Genomic DNA, 16,562 nt, shown 5'->3' with positions numbered 1-16,562 from the left:
AACTCGGCATCACGCTGCGGGGTTGTTGTGCCATCAGGGACGGTTGTCGGGGGCTGCCGTGTCGGATTCTGCCGTCAGGGCAACCGACCAGCTTCGGACACCACCCTCGGCGGCCCCTTGCCACGGACAGCCGTCGCTGGCGGTGGTGGGCGTCGGAGGGGTGGTTGCGTGCCGAAGTGCAAAAAGTTTCGTATTGAGAATGTTGACAATACGTAAACGCAAAGTAATAAAGTAGCCGTCGGAGGGCCGGCAGCGTGGGCGAATGATCGACCAAACCGCAGGACGCGCAGAACAGTCATTGGGCCACCCGGGTAGGGTGTGCGTTTGATATGGGTTCACACAAGTGTTATCTGCCTGTTAGTATCGGCCCGGTTTGGGGTTCGTGAGTCTGAAGTCCACGGGTCTGACAACAGGCTGGATTGTGCTTCTGGGCAGAATTCAAGTCGGGTTCTGACCCATGACAATAATTAACTGGAGGGTGTCTTAAATGAAACTTGGGGTCACAAAACTTTCTTCGGCAGTCCGCCTCGCGCTTTCGCTGGGTGCTGTCATCGCGGTCGGTGCCTCGGGCACGGTCTTCGCCCAGGACACGGGCAGTCAGGACACGACCACCAAACCCAGCCAGGAGAAGGCGCAGACACTGCAGACGGTGGTGGTCACCGGCTCGCACATCCGCCGCGTGGACCTGGAAACGTCCAACCCGGTCGTGACCATCGATGCCGCGCAGATCAAGGCCACCGGCAAACTGACGCTGGGCGACATCGTGCAGCAGCTGCCGGCGGTGACCGGCGGCAACATCAACCCGCAGGTCAACAACAGCGGCGGCACCGGCGGCTCCTCGATCGGCCTGCGTGGCCTCGGCGCCCAGCGCACCCTGATCCTGATCGACGGCAAGCGCATCATCAACGGCGATCCGAACTCGATCCCGGCCGACATGATCGAGCGCATCGAAGTGCTGACCGATGGCGCCTCCTCGGTGTACGGCTCCGACGCGATCGGCGGCGTGGTCAACTTCATCCTGAAGAAGGACTACCAGGGCGCCCAGTTCACGGTGAACTACGGTCAGTCCGGCCATGCGGACGGTCGCTCGAAGGGTTACACCTTCACGTTCGGCCAGACGTCCGACAAGGGCAGCATCATGGGCGGCGTCGACTACAACAAGACCGAAGCCGTGCTGGCCAAGAACCGCGACTTCTCCAAGAACGCGGTGTCGATCTACGGCAGCAGCCAGACCCCGATCTACAGCTACGTCGGCGGTTCCAGCTTCCCGGCCTACGGCCGCGTCCAGTTGCCGAGCCAGTATCGGGGCACCGGCCCGGGGCAGTACAACTGCAAGAACGTGGCACTGAACCCGGGTGCCAGCGGCCAGAACATCGCCACCGACTACCACTGCTTCACCAACGCCGACAAGTACAACTACGCGACGGTCAACCTGATCCAGACCCCGCAGGAGCGCACCAGTCTGTGGCTGAAGGGTACCTACAACCTCGGTGACCACGTCCAGACCTACATGGACGCGTACCACAACAAGACCAGCTCCGGCTTCCAGCTGGCCCCGGCGCTGCTGGGCTCGATCTACGGTGCGGTGATCTCCAAGGATGCGTACTACAACCCGTTCGGCCAGGAGTATTCGGGGGCCGGTCTGGACTACCGCGCGCGCCTGGTCTCCGCCGGCAACCGCTCGGCCAACTTCGGCACCACCACCGACCAGATCCACACCGGTTTCAAGGGTGACTTCAACCTGCTGAACCACGACTGGAACTGGGACGTGGGCATGAGCTACGGCCACTTCTCGCAGCAGACCATCACCCGCGGCCTGCCCAACCAGGAGAAGATCAACGCGGACCTGGGTCCGTCGCACCTGGATCCTGCTACCGGCAAGGTGGTGTGCGATTCGGGCGCGGCCGGCTGCATGCCGTTCAACCCGTTCAACCTGTTCGACCCGAACTCGGTGGCGGCCCTGCAGGCCGCCGCGGTGCCGGCGATCAGCAACAACTTCGCGATCGAGCGCGTCTACTCGGCCGACGTCAACGGCGGCCTGTTCGACCTGCCGGCCGGCACCGTGCAGCTGGCCGCGGGCGCTTCCTACCGCAAGGAATACACCCGTTCGGAAATCGATCCGCTGCTGCTGATCGACCCGGCCACCGGCAACTGCACCCTGGGCAGCCAGTGCAGCTCGCCGCTGCGTGGCGGCTACAACGTGAAGGAGGCCTACGCCGAGGTATTCGTGCCGATCCTGTCGGACCTGCCGTTCGCGCAGATGCTGAACGTCACCATCGGTGACCGCTACTCGAAGTACAGCACCTTCGGCAGCACCAACAACACCAAGTTCGCGGTGGAATACCGCCCGATCACCGACCTGCTGCTGCGCGGCACGATGTCCGAGGTGTTCCGCGCGCCGACCATCGGCAACGTCTTCGGCGCGCCGATCAGCGACGCACCGAAGCTCAGCAGCGACCCCTGCGACGGCATCACCGCCGCCAATCCGGCCTGCGTGGGCGTGCCGACCAACGGCAGCTTCGTCAACCAGGACGTGGCGCTCGGCCAGCAGATCAAGGGCATTTCCTCCGGCTCGCAGTACGCCGGCTTCCCGCTCGGGCCGGAGAAGGGCAAGTCGTTCGACCTCGGCTTCGTCTACTCGCCGAGCTACGTGCCTGGGCTGTCGCTCAGTGCCGACGCGTGGCACCTGTACCTGAACGACACGATCTCCTCGATCGGCGCGCAGACCGTGCTCGACCTCTGCTACAACGGCGCCACCCAGTACTGCCCGCTGATCACCCGCTTCCCGGCCAGCAGTGCCAACCCCGGCCAGATCGCGCAGATCGTCGAGCCGACCGGCAACCTGGGCCGCACGGACGTGGCGGGTGTCGACTTCTCCGGTCGCTACAGCCTGCCGGAGTTCTCGTTCGGCAAGTTCGTGGTCGGCCTGGATGCGACCTACATGTCGCGTTATGACCAGCAGACCGCGCCGGGCACCAATGCCAACACGGTGTTCCACGACGCCGGCCACTTCATGCCGTTCGGCTCCAGCCAGGCGTCGACCTGCCCCAGCGGTGGCGGCGTGTGCCTGTTCCCGCGCTGGCGCGGCAACGGCTTCGTGAACTGGAACCTGGGCGACTGGAGTGCTTCCTGGCGCATGCGCTACATCGGCGCGTTCCGCAACGGCTCGAAGAGCCCGTCGCAGGACACGAACCCGGTGCAGGGCCTGCCGGGCGTGGTGCTCAAGTACGGTGCGACGATCTACAACGACGTGTCGCTCGGCTACAACTTCGAGCCGCTCAACACCCGTATCGACGTCGGCGTGAACAACCTGTTCGACAAGCAGCCGCCGTTCCTGTACGCCAACAACACGCTCAACGCCAACACCGATCCGAGCGACTTCGACCTGCAGGGCCGCTACTACTGGGCTCGCGTGACGGTGTCGTTCTGATTGACTGGACAGCACTGAGTAGCTGAAGCTGACGAGCCGCGCGGGCAACCCGCGCGGCTCTTTTTTTTGGAAAGTTGCCTCTCACGTGATCAACGACATTCTCAGCGCCCTGCAAGGCGGCCGGCCGACCGAAGTGGAGCGCCTTTCCAGGGCCGCCCTGAGCGAGCGTCCGGACGACCCCGACCTCGCTCTGTTCCTCGCGATCGGCCTGCAGCAGCAGGGCCGGCTGGCCGAGGCACTGGAGGTTTATGCGGCGCTGGCGCAAAACCATCCCGACGACTCGCTGCACTGGGGCAATTACGCGACCGCGCTGCGTGAGGCGGGGCGCGTGCAGGAGGCCGAGCAGGCTTACCTGCGCTCGATCGCGCTGGCGCCGGACAACGGGGAGCAGCTGATCAACCTGGGCCTGTTGCAGCTCGAGCGGAAGGATTACCAGGCTGCCCGCGACACCTTGCTGCGCGCCCACGCGCTGGACCCGGCAGCGCCAGCCGTACGCATTCATGCTGCGCGCGCCTGTTCGGCCTGCCGCGACTCGCGCGCGGAGGAGCTGCTGCGTCCCTGGCGCGACTGGACCGCGCTGGACGATCCGCTGCAACTGGAACTCGCCGACCTGCAACTGGTACTCGGCGAGGCGAACATCGCCCGCGTGCTGCTGGAGGAACTGCTGGCGCGCACGCCCGGCCATCTGCCGGCGCGTCTGTTGCTGGCCGCGGTTTACGAACGCGTCAACGACCTCGACGGCAGCGCGGCCCTGCTCGACCAGCTGGAGCGGGATCATCCGGCGCTGGATGCCGAGGCGCAGCTGGAGATCGTCCACCAGCGCGCGAAACTTGCGTTGCGACGCGGACAGACCGAACAGGCGCGGCGGCTGCTCCAGCAGGCCGGACCGCGCACGCCCGACGACTACGCGCATTTCTTCTCCCTGGCCGAGGCCTGCGACAAGCTGCGCGATTACCCGGGCGCGATCGTCGCGCTGCACGAGGCGCATGCGCGTCAGATCGAGGAGCTGAAGCACAACGCGCCGCGTCGCTTCGATCCCGGTGCGCCGGTACTTCCGGCCGCGGTGGAACGCATCGGCGTCGAGGAGTTCCGCCGCTGGCCGGTGCTGCAGGGACCCGACAGCGCGAACTCGCCCGTGTTCATCGTGGGCTTCCCGCGCTCGGGTACGACCCTGCTGGAGTTGATGCTCGACGCTCATCCGGCGCTGCAGTCGATGGACGAGCGGCCGTTCTTCACGATTCTTTCCGACCAGCTGGCCGACCACGGCATCGTGGTGCCGCAGGATCTGTACAAGCTCGACCAGCATGCGTGCGATGAATTGCGCAAGGGCTACGTGAGCCTGGTCTGCTCCAAGGTCCGGCGGCGCTGGAGCGCGCAGCTGGTCGACAAGAATCCGCTGAACATGCTGTGGCTGCCGCTGATCTATCGCCTGTTTCCCGAGGCGAAATTCATCCTCGCCTTGCGCCATCCGTGCGACGTGCTGGTCAGCAATTACATGCAGAACTTCCGTGCCGCCGTGCTGGCGGTGGCGTGCGCTTCGATGGAGAAACTGGCCACTGCCTACGTGACCGCGATGGAATGCTGGCTGCACGACGTGGCACTGTTCCAGCCGAACGTGTTCGTTTCCCGCTATGAGGACCTGGTGGCCGACCCGGTTGCGCAGACGCGGCGCATCGCCGATTTCCTCGGCCTGGAGGACGCCGCGCCGCTGCTGCATTTCGATCGCCACGCGCGCGACAAGGGCTTCATCGCCACGCCGAGCTATGCGCAGGTTACCCAGCCGGTGAACCGCAAGGGGCTCGATCGCTGGAAACGCTACCGCGAGGCGCTGGCCCCGGCGTTGCCGATCCTCGATCCGATGCTGCGGCACTGGGGCTATTCGGTCGCAGATGCCGACGAAGCCGGCGCCGGCTGATCCTCAGTCGCCTGCCATCCGTGCAAGCTCCGGCAGCAGCGTGGCGTAGGCGCGCCAGCGCTGCACCGAGCGGGTGTGCACGGGTTGCCGGGCCTGCCACAGGCTGGCCGTGCTGATGGCGCGTTCCCGGTCGGGTGCCGCGGGCGCGATGGCAGCGGGCAGTCCAAGCCAGTCGGCCAATGCGCCGATGCAGCCATCCGGATCGTCGACCAGTTCCTCGTAGCGCACTTCGCGCACGGCGGCCGGGTAGCGCCGCTGCCAGTGCGCCATCAGCCGCCGCGAGCCATGGATGACCGCCGCGATGTCGGCGAAATCGCTGGCGAAGTCCTGCGTGCCGGGATGGAACGACTGCATCCACAGCGAGAGCGCGGTGTCCCGGGCGTTGCGGCGGCAGTGGATGATCCGCGCCTGCGGAAACAGCGCGAGGATCAGGTCCACGTGCATGTCGTTGTGCGGCTGCTTGTCGATGTACCAGCGGGCGGGGGCATCGTCCTGCACCAACTGGGCGGCGTAGGCCGCGGCGGCCAGCGGCATCTGCGCGGCGCGCTCGCGCTCCGCAGCGATGGCGTCCAGGCGCGCCGCCAGGGTCGGCAGCCAGGGCAGCTCCCCGCGATGCCGTACCGCCGGGTGGCAGGCGAGCCGTTCGGCCAGCAGCGTGCTGCCGGATCGTGGCATGCCCACGATGAAGACAGGCGTCCAGGCGCGATCTTCGCCGGACTGGACGGGTGGCGTTGGCCGCGCCAGCCGCATTTCCACGCTGCGCCGCCATGACTTGCGATTCCATGGGTGATGCTGGCGCACGATGCGGTTGGCCTCGGCCCAGGCGGCAACGGCACGGGCATGCTCGTCGAGGTCGTCGCAGGCCTTGCCCAACGCGAACAGCAGGCCGCTGCGCGCGTGCGGGCTCAGGTCGCCGCGGGCCAGGCCGCGTTCGAACAGCGCGAGGTCCGGGTGTTGCCGATCGCGGTACCGCTGCAGCCCGGCCAGGCCGAGCGGGACGTGCCATTCCAGCGCCAGCGGGCTGCCGGCCAGCGCCGCCTGCTGGTGCCGGCGGGCTTCGTCGAAACGTCCCAGTTGCGAGGCCAGCGCGCCGGCGTGCGCGCGCAGGCGGGGATCGTCGAGGCCGTGGGCGAACGCGTCCGTGCACAGCCGCAGCGCTTCCGCCTGGCGGCCGCAGTCGTCGAGCAGTTCCACCGCGGCGATCCGCTGCTCCATGCCGGTCGCGCCGGCCGTGCAGGCACCGGTCAGGACCTCGCCGGCGGCGACCATCCGGCCCTGCTCGCGCAGCAGGCGCGTCAGCATGAAAGCGGCGGGCAAGTGGCCCGGCGTGCGCTGCAGGATGCCCCGCAGACGCCGCTCGGCGCCGGGTCGATCGCCACGCTGCATCGCCAGGCCGGCGAGCGCCAGCGCCAGCTCGTCGGATGCGGGATGCGCAGCGATGGCCGCTTCCAGCGTGCCCGCCGCGGCGGCCACATCGCCGCGCAGGACCTGCGCCTGCGCCGCTTGCAGCGTCAGCTGTTCATCCGGAAGTGCAGGCATGGTCGGCGTCATCTTGCGTCCGCGCGTGCGTTCAGTCTTGCCAGGGCGGCAGCCCGAGCGCCGTGCGCAACGGATCGAGCAGGGCGCCGTAGCGCGTGCTGTGTGCGGTGTCGCTGCGCAGTGGCTGGCGTACCTGGCCGGCGCTGGGCGAACGCACCTCGCGCGCGTTCTCGTGGAAACGCAGGCAGGCGGGGTCGAACGGCAGGTTGCAGAAGGCCAGCAGGGCGCGGATGCGGGCTTCCGGCTCGGCCAGCAGCGCTTCATGGTCGTGCACCAGCATCGCCTGGGGATGGCGCTGGACGAGCCGTTGCAGGCTGCGGTCGCAGTCGCGCCAGAAGCTGGCCAGGTCGCCGAAATCGCGGCTGTATTCGTTGTTGTCCAGGCGCTGGCGGTAGCAGGAAAAACACGTCTCCAGCGCGTCGCGACGGCAGCCGATGATGCGCGCCCCCGGCAGCATGGCGCGGATGGCGTCGGCGTAGATCCAGTTGCTCGGCAGCTTGTCGGTGAAGCGCGGACGCTGCTTGCGCCAGTGGGCCGTGCGTTCGAGGTAGCGGTGGCCAAGTCGCGACCAGTCGGCAGGCTGCATCTGCGGCACCCAGCGCGGGAACGGCTGCCCGCGCCGGCGCGACTCCTCGGCCAGTACCTGCGGCAGGTCCGGCAGCTCGCCGGTGCCTTCCACCTGCGGATGCGAGGCGAGGATCTGCTCGGTAAGCGTGGAGCCGGATCGCGGCAAGCCGACGATGAAGATCACCTCGTGGCCCAGGCCGGGCTCGTCCGCGCCGGCCGGCGGCGGATCGAAGGCCGTCGCCAGGGCGTCGATCGCGGCCGAGTAGCCGGCGGCGTTCCACTGCTGGCGCCGCCGCGCGATGGCGTTCGCCGCGGCGATCGCCTGCAGCGATTCGGCGTATCGACCCTGGTCGTCCAGCGCGCGCGCCAGCGCGAAGCCGATCGCGATACGATCGTCCTCGGAGGCGCGCGGTTCCCGCAGTGCAGCTCGCATGGCGGCAATGTCGGCCTGGTCCATGCGCATGGTCTTGAGGTCGGCCAGCCCCCACCATGCCATGCCGGCCCACGGCCGTTCGGCCAGCACGCGGCGGTATTCGATGGCGGCCCCGGATGGTTGCCCGCGCATGCGCAGCAGGTCCGCCCGCAAGGCGCGCGCGTCGGTGGCGCCCGGATCGAGATCCACGGCGCGGCGCAAGGCAGCCTCGGCTTCATCGTTGCGTACGCTGCGGGTCAGCATGACGCCGAGGTTGTACCAGGCCAGTGCCATGTCCGGCTGCAGGCGGCAGGCGGTCTGCAGGGCATCGATGGCGCCGTCGTATTCGCCGGCCTGGCCGAGCAGGGTGGCCAGCGTGTTCAGATAGGTCGCGTCGTCCGGGTGCTGGGCGAGCGCCGCCCGCATCAGGGCGATGGCTTCCTGATGGTGCCCACGCATGCCCAGGATGCCAGCATGCAGGCGCTGTACCTCGGAGTGGTCGGGCTGGCTGGCGAGCAAGGGGCCGATGTGTGCGATCGCGGCATCGAGACGACCTTCGTCGAGCGCGCGCGCGACGGCGGACACGGCCCGCGTCAGGTCAGGGGTGAGGCCGTGCAATCGTGCCGACATCCGGGCTCCGTGAGGCATGGTGGGTGCGGCGGCGCCGCGAACGGCTATTATGCCTGTTCGACCACGGTCCGCTTGGTGCGGGCGGCAGTGGCATGGCACAACCCGCGGAGCACCATCGATGAGCGTTTCCCCTACGCCCGACCCCGTGTCGTCATTGCGGGAGACCGTTCGCGCGCAGTTGCAGGGCGGACAGATGGCGGCGGCGGAATCCTCTTATCGGCAATTGCTCGAGCACGAGCCCGATGACGTCGACGCGCTGGTCTTCCTGGCCGACCGCGAGCTGGCCCGGCGCAACGCGCCGCAGGCGATACTGCTGCTGAGCCGGGCCGAGCGGGCGCATCCCGATCATCCCGGCGTGGCTCACCAACTGGGCAGCGTGCATCTTGCCAGCGGCGACTTCGAGGCCGCCGCCAGCCACCTTCAGCGGGCGCTGGCGGCGGCGCCGAGCATGTTCCTGGCGCGGTTGCGACTGGGCATCGCGCTGGAGCAGCTGGGGCGGGCGGAGCAGGCGCTGACGGCCTACTTCATGGCCGTGCGCAGTGCGCAGGAGCAGGGCCGCTGGCTCAGCGACGCCACCACCGCGCCGGGCCTGCGCGAGCTGGTGAAGTATGCGATGAACTATGCCAACGCCGGGCGCCAGCGGCTGTTCGACGCGGCACTGGAGCCGCTGCGCGAACGCTACGGTCGCTCCGAGCTGCGCCGGGTGGATCGCGCGCTGGCGATCCATCTCGGGCTGGAGCCGATGCCGTCGATCGATCCGCGCCAGCGTCCGTTGTTCCTCTATTTTCCCGACATACCCAGCCAGCCGTTCTACCCGCGCGAGCGCTTTCCCTGGCATGAGACGCTGGAGGCGGCTGCCGCGGCGGTGCGCGAAGAGCTGCTGGCCGTGCTGGCCGGCGAGCAGGTGCTGGAATCCTTCCTCGGCGTGGACGACCCCACGCAGGCGCAGTCGATGCTGCGCGGGTCGGATGGCCACGCCGCCGCATGGGATGCCTACTTCTTCCATCGCCACGGCGACCGCTACGAGGACCATTGCGCCGCCTGCCCGCGCACCAGCGCCGTGCTGGATGCGGTGCCGCTGGTGCGCATCCGCGACCATGCGCCGGAAGCGCTGTTTTCGGTGCTGCGCCCGGGCACGCATATCCTGCCGCACCGCGGCGTGACCAACACCCGCCTGGTTACCCACCTGCCGCTGATCGTGCCGTCCGACTGTGCGCTGCGTGTGGGCGGGCAGATCCATTCCTGGCGCGAGGGGAGCTGCGTCACGTTCGACGACACCTTCGAGCACGAGGCCTGGAACCGCAGCCAGTTCACCCGCGTGGTGCTGATCCTGGACAGCTGGAACCCCGACCTGAGCGAGGCGGAGCAGGCCGCGGTCACCGACCTGGTCGAAGCCATCGGCGACTTCAACGCGTCGTGCGCGGTGACCGCCGACCCTGCCTGATCGGCGCCGCATCCGCTCCACGAAAACGGCGCCCCAAGGCGCCGTTTTCCTGTGTCAGCCGGGTGCGATGGCGCTCAGTAGCGCGGCACGCCCGGGTCGATCTCGCCGGCCCACGCGTCCATGCCGCCTTCCACGTTGTGCAGGTTGCTGAAACCGTGCGCGGCGAAGCGTTCGGCCATGTCGCGGCTGGACATGCCGTGGTGGCAGATGAAGGCCAGCGCGGTGTCCTTCGGCAGGCCAGCCAAGCTCTCGTAGCCTTCCTCTTCCAGCACCCGGGCCTGCGCCAGCGGGGCGGCCATGGCGCGGCCGGCGGCGGGGCGCACGTCGATCAGGGTGATGTCGTTGGCGGCCAGCCGCTGCTGGAGCTGCTGCACGCTGAGCGGCTTGATCTCGACGGCGCCGGGAAACTTCAGGCTGAGGCCTTCGCCCTGCACGGTGGAGACCCAGTCGATCACGATGCCCTTGGCGCGCTGGGCGCTGGCCGGATCGAAGTGGATCTGCAGCCCATTCGCCGTGGCCACGATGTCGTGCTCGCCGGCCGCTGCCAGCTGGAAGCCGGCGCTGTGGTCGGGGCCGATCTCCAGATGCAGCGCCATGCCCGGCGCGTTCGCGGTGCCCTGGCGGATCGCTTCGGCGGCGGCATCGGTGATGGTGATGTCCGGCGGGGTGCGGTCCGGCGCAGCCAGACCGAACAGCTGGTGCAGCTCGCCGCTGCCGTACATCTGGCGGATGATGTCGGCGCCGCCGACCAGCTCGCCTTCCACGTACAGCTGCGGGATGGTTGGCCACTCGCCGTAGGCCTTGATGCCTTCGCGGATCTCCGGGTCGTCCAGCACGTTGACCGTGTGGTATTCGGGCAGCAGCTCGTTCAGCGTGTTGGTGGCCGCGGCGGAGAAACCGCACATCGGCTGGCTGCGGTTGCCCTTCATGAACAGCACCACGCGGTGGTCCTTGAGCAGGGTTTCGATACGTTCGCGGGTGGCGCTGTCGAGGGACATGGGAATAACTCCGGCAGGGAAGGCGACTATGATACGCCGCCCCCGACAGGCGGAGTTCCCGCCGGCCTTCAAGGCGGTCCGTTCAAGCGGCCCGGTGCAGTTCGCCCAGGTCGTGCCGGCGGGCGGCCAGCGGCGCCAGCGCCAGCACGGCGGCGGGTGAGGGCCAGACCAGTTCGCGGCTGGCCCGGCCCAGCGCGGTGGCCTGCTCGCTCCAGTGGATCAGCTCCATCGCGCCGGTATGGTCCTCGACCAGCGCCGTGCAGTGCTCGACCCAGTCGCCGTCGTTGAGATAGAGCACGCCGCCCAGCTCGCGCACGTGGCCGAAGTGGATGTGCCCGCAGATGTGGCCGTCGAAACCGCGCTCGCGCGCATCGGCGGCGACGCGCTGCTCGTAGGCGCGGATATACGCCAGCGCCCTGCCCACGTGCGATTTGACGATGATCGACAGCGGCAGGTACGGCAGCTGCAGCCGCCGCCGCAGCGCATGCAGCAGGCGATTGCTCCAGCAGATCAGCCGGTGCATCGCCTCGCCGAACTGCAGCATCCAGCGGCGGCCGATCCGCTCGGGGTCGAACTCGTCGCCGTGGCTGACCCGGTAGCGGCGGCCGTCGGCACCGACGTGCACGGCGTCCAGCTCGATCCGCACGCCTGCGAAGTGCTGTCCGTGCAGGCCGCGCATGGGCGCGTCGTGGTTGCCGGGGATGTAGACCACCTCGACCCCGCGACGCGCCAGCACCAATACCTCGGCGATCACCGCGCTGTGCTCGGCATGCCACCAGTGGCGCCGGGACAGCGCCTCCAGGTCGATGATGTCGCCGACCAGGTAGAGCTTCTCGCAACGCAGCCGGCGCAGGAAGTCGAGCAGGTAGGCGGCCTTGCAGTCCGGCGTGCCCAGGTGCACATCGGAGATGAAGGCGCTGCGGCAATGGAAGCTGTTCATGGCACGGTCCCCGGTGGTGGCCCGGGGCGCCAGTGTGCGATCGCCACGTCACCGTGCGATGGCTAAAAGGTTGCAGCGCCGTTGCGACTAGGAACGAAGTGCCGCGCGCGCCGCCGGCTCGATCGCCGCCGCCCACAGCGCGTACTGCGCGGCGGAAGGGTGCAGGCCGTCGTCGGCGAGCAGTTCGGGGTGCCGGCGCGAGATGGCGGTGACGTCGACGAACCGCACCCCGGCGCGCCGGCAGGTGTCGCCGGCGATCGCGTTGTAGGCGTCCAGTTCCTCGGCGATGCGCGCGCGGTCGCGGCCCTGCTCGGCGGCGAAGCGGGTGACGCCCCAGTCGGGGATCGACGCCACCACCACGCGTGCGGCGCGCCCGCCGGCCAGCGCGATCGCGCGCGCCAGCAGGCCGGCGAACTCGCCGCGGTAATCCTCGGCCGGGCGCCCGCGGTACTGGTTGTTCACGCCGATCTGCAGCGTCACCAACTCGTAGCGCGGTGCCAGCGTGGCGGCGTCCATGCCCTGCACCAGCTCGTCGGTGGTCCAGCCGGTGACGGCGACGAGCTGCGGCGCGTCGAGCGGCACGCCGGCCTGGCGCAGGCGCTGCGCCAGCACGGCCGGCCAGCGCTCGTGCGCGGCCACCGCCTCGCCGATGGTGTAGGAGTCGCCGAGGGCGAGCCAGGTCGGCATGCGATCAGGCCATCGCGACGGCGGGGCTGGGCGACTGCTCGTGCGCCATCCGCGAGAGCACCCGCTCGATGCGCACGAACACCTCGCGCAACTGCGCCGGCGGCGGCAGCAGGGTCAGCCGGAAGTGACGGCTGCCCGGCACGTTGAAGCTGCTGCCGGGCACCACCAGCACCGATTCCTCCTCCAGCAGGCGCAGCGCGAAGGCCTCGTCGTCGAAGCTGGCGAGGCGGTCGGCGCGCACCTGCGGGAACGCGTACAGCGCACCGTCCGGGGCCACCAGTTCCAGGTAGTCGCTGGCGGCGACGCCTTCCAGCACGATCCGGCGAGCCTCGTGCAGGCGCCCGCCGGGCGTGGTCAGCGCGCCGATCGTCGGCGCGTCCTGCAGCGCCGGCAGCACCGCCCATTGCGCGGTGACGTTCGCGCACAGGCGCAGCGCGGCCAGCAACTGCAGCGCATCGCGATAGGACGCGCTGCCCGCGGAGTCGCCGGACAGGCTCATCCAGCCGACCCGGTAGCCGCAGGCGCGATGCACCTTGGACAGGCCGCCGAAGCTGAGGCAGGGCACCTCGCCGGCCACCGCAGCCAGCGGCTGGAATACGGCGTCGTCGTACAGGATCTCGTCGTAGATCTCGTCGGACAGCAGCAGCAGGCGGTGCCGCGCCGCGATCGTCACCAGCCGTTGCAGCAGCGCGCGCGGATAGACCGCGCCGGTCGGGTTGTTCGGATTGATCAGCACCAGCGCGCGGGTGCGCGGGGTGATCAGCGCCTCGATCTCGTCCGGATCGGGCAGGTGGCCGTCGCGGGCGAGACAGCGGTAGTAGCGTGGCTGGCCGCCGTTGAGGATGGTGGCGGCGCTCCACAGCGGGTAATCGGGGCTGGGTAGCAACACCTCGTCGCCGTCCTGCAGCAGCGCGCGCAGGGAGAGGTCGATCAGTTCGCTGACGCCGTTGCCGATGAAGATGCGTTCGGGCTCGACGCCCTGGGCGCCGCGTGCACGCTGCTGCGCGGCGATCGCCTCGCGGGCCGGCTCCAGGCCTTGTTCGTGGCCGTAGGCCTCGCTGTCGTGCAGGTGGCCGGCGATGGCCTCGCGCAGATGCGCGGGCGTGGCGAAGCCATAGCGGCCGGGGTTGCCGATGTTGAGCTTGATGATGTCGAGGCCGGCAGCCTCCAGCTCGCGTGCGCGCCGGGTCAGCGCGCCACGGATTTCGTAGCGCACGTCCGCCAGGTGCGCGCTGGGTGTGATCGGGGCCAACGCTGGTGTCCTTTGCATGAGGATGGGAGGTCGGTGTCGACAGGCAGCTTGATGCTAGCAGCGTGGTGCAGTGCAGCGCGAGCGCCGTTTGGGCCGGTTCCCGGTTCATCGTCGGGCAATCTTCAGGCAAGGCATAATCGGCGGACCGTGCCGACCGACCCTCCCGATGAGCGAACCCGAACCGATCGAACGCCTGCGCCGGATCGGCTGGCGCGGCGATGCGCTGCCCGGCGCCGGCCTGCGACTGGCGCGGGTGGTGGCCCAGCATCGCGCCGGCTACGAGCTGCATGACGGCGAGACCCTGTTCAGTGCGCAGCCGGACGGGCACTTCCTCAAGCGTGGCCTCGACCCGGCGGCGCGGCCGGTGGTCGGCGATTTCGTCGAGCTTGCGCCCGGTCGGCCGCCGCACATCGTCAAGGTGCTGGCGCGGCGCACCGTGCTATCGCGCGCGGCGGCCGGCGAACGCTACGAACGGCAGCTGATTGCCACCAACATCGACTACGTGCTGGTGCTGACCGGACTGGACGGCGACTTCAACCCGGCGCGGATCGAGCGCTACCTGTCGCTGACCGAGGGCTCCGGCGCGCAGCCGGTGGTGCTGCTGAGCAAGCTGGATACGCGCGAGGACGCCGCCGCGCAGATCGACGCGTTGCGCGCACGGCTGCCCGCCGGCACGCCGGTGCATGCGCTGAACAGCAAGGACCCGGCCAGCGTGGCGCAACTGGCCGCGTACCTGCAGCCGGGCGACAGCGCGGTGCTGGTGGGTTCCTCCGGCGCCGGCAAGTCGACCCTCACCAACACCCTGCTCGGCACGGCGCGCATGGCCACCGCCGCGGTGCGCAGCCACGACAGCCGCGGCCGCCACACCACCACCCACCGCGCCCTGCTGCAACTGCCCTCAGGCGGCTGCCTGATCGACACGCCCGGGATGCGCGAGCTGAAGCTGACCGGCGAGGAAAACCTCGACCTGTTCGCCGACATCGAGGCGCTGGCCGGGCAATGCCGCTTTGCCGACTGCGGCCACGGCAGCGAGCCGGGCTGCGCAGTGCAGGCCGCGCTGGCCAGCGGTGAGTTGACGCCCGGGCGCTGGCGCAATTTCCTCAAGCTGCACGACGAGCGCGAGGAGCAGGCGGCCACCCTGGAGGCGCGCCTGCGTCGCCAGCGCGGCGGCCGGCCGATCGAACGTCCGCACGGCCATCGCGGGCAGCGCGAGCGGGAGTAAGAGCGGCGCTCCCGCGTGCGGACGCCGCGCGCCAAAGCATCTAGTATCGCGGCATCGTTGCAGCGGAGGGCAGGCATGCGCCGGTTGTCGTCGTCAGGTTCCGGGTCGCGCGGTCGTTCCGGCGCGTCGCATGGAGCCGCGCGATGAGCGCGGCGGACGGCACCGTCGCACCCGAGCTGCGGCGTTACGCCGCGCTCGACCAGCGCCTGCTGGCGGCGGTGCGCGGCATCCGCATCCTGCCCACGGTGGCGTGGCCGGCGTCGCTGGAGGACCGCATGATCGCGGACTACGCCAGCGGCCGCTTCGCCCTGCCGCAGGTGAGCTACGCGCGGCCGGACCTGTCCGCGGCGCGCGCCGAGCTGGCGGCGATCGAGCTGGCCGCGGCCGAGGGCGCGCAGGTCGACCCGCTGGGCGATTACCTGCGCCGCACTGCCGAATCCTGGCGGATTGCCGCCGAGATGCTGGAGTCGGTCGGCACGGCCGGCGTCACTGCGCCGTCGATCGCGCTGTATGGACGGCCGGACGACGTCATCCCCGGCAGCCAGCGCAGCAACCTGGACGCGGCGCGCTACTTCGTCGAGCTGTCCGACGAGCTGGGCGCGGACCTGCTGGCCGACGACAGTTGCGTGAACGTGCCGGCCGACGTGCTGCGCGGCGACCTGGCCGCCACCCTGGACGAGTTCTTCGGTGCCGGCACGATCAACGTCGAGGTCGACCCCGAGCTGACCGCCAAGGCGGCCGCCGGCGCCACCCGCATCCGCCTGCGCGGCGGCGCCAGCTTCAGCGCCTACGACCGCCACCAGCTGCTGGCGCACGAGGCGTTCGTGCATTCGCTGACCGCGTTGAACGGCCGCCGGCAACCGCTGCTGGCCTCGCTGGCGCGCACCTCGCCGCGGGTCACCGCCACCCAGGAAGGGCTGGCCGTGTTCGCCGAGCTGATGTCCGGCGCGATCGACATCACCCGGCTCAAGCGCATCAGCCTGCGCATCCTGGCGATCGACATGGCGCTGGGCGGCGCCGACTTCGTCGAGGTCTACAAATATTTCAGCGCCTGCGGCCAGAGCGCGGCGGACAGCTTCCATTCGGCCCAGCGCGTGTTCCGCGGCGTGCCGCTGGGCGGCGGCGCGGCGTTCGCCAAGGACAACGTCTACCTGTCCGGCCTGCTCACCGTGCACACGTTCTTCCGCCTGGCGTTGAAACAGCGGCGGATGGACCTGCTGCGCCACCTGTTCGCCGGCAAGCTGACCCTGCACGACGTGATTGCGCTGCAGCCGCACTTCGAATCCGGCGCGATCCTGCCGCCGCGCTGGCTGCCGCCGTGGATGCAGCACGTGCACGGGCTGGCCGGCAAGCTGGCGTTCTCGGTCTTCATCAACGGCATCCAGCTGAACCGGGTGCATGGCGACGAGCTGCTGGCGAGCGTCTAGGACCGCCGTTCCGGGCCGGCGCAGGCCGCCCCGGTGCTAACATCACGAAAAGTCGTCCGCCGCGGCCGGCGACTTCCCTTCATCGACCAAATGCACCTC

At 69.4% G+C, this 16,562-nt stretch carries 11 protein-coding genes; 5 read left to right on the top strand and 6 right to left on the bottom strand.

Annotated features, from left to right (window positions below; translation table 11 throughout):
• The first annotated feature begins 487 nt into the window (after positions 1-487).
• Both R2APBS1_RS16975 and R2APBS1_RS16970 read left to right on the top strand, forming a co-directional pair.
• Positions 488-3,430 carry a TonB-dependent receptor plug domain-containing protein gene (locus tag R2APBS1_RS16975; RefSeq protein ID WP_007509791.1) on the top strand — a complete coding sequence of 981 codons (2,943 nt, stop codon included), beginning with the start codon at positions 488-490 and terminating at the stop codon, positions 3,428-3,430.
• 85 nt (positions 3,431-3,515) lie between these two features.
• On the top strand, positions 3,516-5,345 hold the full coding sequence (locus R2APBS1_RS16970) for a tetratricopeptide repeat-containing sulfotransferase family protein (protein ID WP_015448855.1): 1,830 nt from the start codon (positions 3,516-3,518) through the stop codon (positions 5,343-5,345).
• Positions 5,346-5,348: 3 nt separating this feature from the next.
• Here R2APBS1_RS16970 and R2APBS1_RS16965 read toward each other — a convergent pair whose 3' ends face one another.
• A complete protein-coding gene (locus R2APBS1_RS16965) occupies positions 5,349-6,884 on the bottom strand; it encodes a tetratricopeptide repeat-containing sulfotransferase family protein (protein WP_236126970.1) in 1,536 nt (511 codons plus the stop codon).
• A 31-nt stretch (positions 6,885-6,915) separates the two neighbouring features.
• Entirely contained in the window at positions 6,916-8,493 is a 1,578-nt protein-coding gene (locus R2APBS1_RS16960; protein ID WP_015448853.1) for a tetratricopeptide repeat-containing sulfotransferase family protein, read from the bottom strand.
• Positions 8,494-8,611: 118 nt separating this feature from the next.
• Between R2APBS1_RS16960 and R2APBS1_RS16955 the strand changes: the two genes are divergently transcribed.
• The gene (locus R2APBS1_RS16955) at positions 8,612-9,937 is read left to right on the top strand and encodes an aspartyl/asparaginyl beta-hydroxylase domain-containing protein (protein WP_015448852.1); all 1,326 of its coding nucleotides are present in this window, start codon (positions 8,612-8,614) and stop codon (positions 9,935-9,937) included.
• Positions 9,938-10,011: 74 nt separating this feature from the next.
• Here R2APBS1_RS16955 and grxD read toward each other — a convergent pair whose 3' ends face one another.
• From grxD to R2APBS1_RS16935, 4 genes are all read right to left on the bottom strand, one after another.
• Positions 10,012-10,935 carry a Grx4 family monothiol glutaredoxin gene (grxD, locus tag R2APBS1_RS16950; protein WP_015448851.1) on the bottom strand — a complete coding sequence of 308 codons (924 nt, stop codon included), beginning with the start codon at positions 10,933-10,935 and terminating at the stop codon, positions 10,012-10,014.
• A gap of 82 nt (positions 10,936-11,017) precedes the next feature.
• The gene (locus tag R2APBS1_RS16945) at positions 11,018-11,875 is read right to left on the bottom strand and encodes a UDP-2,3-diacylglucosamine diphosphatase (protein ID WP_015448850.1); all 858 of its coding nucleotides are present in this window, start codon (positions 11,873-11,875) and stop codon (positions 11,018-11,020) included.
• A gap of 87 nt (positions 11,876-11,962) precedes the next feature.
• The gene (locus R2APBS1_RS16940; protein ID WP_015448849.1) at positions 11,963-12,562 is read right to left on the bottom strand and encodes an SGNH/GDSL hydrolase family protein; all 600 of its coding nucleotides are present in this window, start codon (positions 12,560-12,562) and stop codon (positions 11,963-11,965) included.
• 4 nt (positions 12,563-12,566) lie between these two features.
• Complete coding sequence (locus tag R2APBS1_RS16935; RefSeq protein WP_007509775.1) at positions 12,567-13,814, bottom strand: aminotransferase class I/II-fold pyridoxal phosphate-dependent enzyme; 1,248 nt, start codon at positions 13,812-13,814, stop codon at positions 12,567-12,569.
• A 166-nt stretch (positions 13,815-13,980) separates the two neighbouring features.
• On the opposite strand from R2APBS1_RS16935, the gene rsgA reads away from it, so the two are divergent.
• The gene (rsgA, locus tag R2APBS1_RS16930) at positions 13,981-15,036 is read left to right on the top strand and encodes a ribosome small subunit-dependent GTPase A (RefSeq protein WP_015448848.1); all 1,056 of its coding nucleotides are present in this window, start codon (positions 13,981-13,983) and stop codon (positions 15,034-15,036) included.
• Positions 15,037-15,179: 143 nt separating this feature from the next.
• The gene (locus tag R2APBS1_RS16925; protein WP_015448847.1) at positions 15,180-16,463 is read left to right on the top strand and encodes a peptidase MATCAP family protein; all 1,284 of its coding nucleotides are present in this window, start codon (positions 15,180-15,182) and stop codon (positions 16,461-16,463) included.
• Positions 16,464-16,562: the final 99 nt, after the last annotated feature.

The sequence above is a fragment of the Rhodanobacter denitrificans genome (assembly GCF_000230695.2).
In the GTDB taxonomy this organism is placed as follows: Bacteria; Pseudomonadota; Gammaproteobacteria; order Xanthomonadales; family Rhodanobacteraceae; genus Rhodanobacter; species Rhodanobacter denitrificans.
This window is presented reverse-complemented; position numbering and strand designations above follow the sequence as displayed.

What these genes read in the sequence shown, in the direction of transcription:
- R2APBS1_RS16965 (WP_236126970.1), bottom strand. Translation starts at nt 6,884, where the DNA reads ATGCCTGCACTTCCGGATGAACAGCTGACGCTGCAAGCGGCGCAGGCG.
- R2APBS1_RS16925 (WP_015448847.1), top strand. Translation starts at nt 15,180, where the DNA reads ATGAGCGCGGCGGACGGCACCGTCGCACCCGAGCTGCGGCGTTACGCC.
- rsgA (WP_015448848.1), top strand. Translation starts at nt 13,981, where the DNA reads ATGAGCGAACCCGAACCGATCGAACGCCTGCGCCGGATCGGCTGGCGC.
- grxD (WP_015448851.1), bottom strand. Translation starts at nt 10,935, where the DNA reads ATGTCCCTCGACAGCGCCACCCGCGAACGTATCGAAACCCTGCTCAAG.
- R2APBS1_RS16940 (WP_015448849.1), bottom strand. Translation starts at nt 12,562, where the DNA reads ATGCCGACCTGGCTCGCCCTCGGCGACTCCTACACCATCGGCGAGGCG.
- R2APBS1_RS16955 (WP_015448852.1), top strand. Translation starts at nt 8,612, where the DNA reads ATGAGCGTTTCCCCTACGCCCGACCCCGTGTCGTCATTGCGGGAGACC.
- R2APBS1_RS16945 (WP_015448850.1), bottom strand. Translation starts at nt 11,875, where the DNA reads ATGAACAGCTTCCATTGCCGCAGCGCCTTCATCTCCGATGTGCACCTG.
- R2APBS1_RS16975 (WP_007509791.1), top strand. Translation starts at nt 488, where the DNA reads ATGAAACTTGGGGTCACAAAACTTTCTTCGGCAGTCCGCCTCGCGCTT.
- R2APBS1_RS16960 (WP_015448853.1), bottom strand. Translation starts at nt 8,493, where the DNA reads ATGTCGGCACGATTGCACGGCCTCACCCCTGACCTGACGCGGGCCGTG.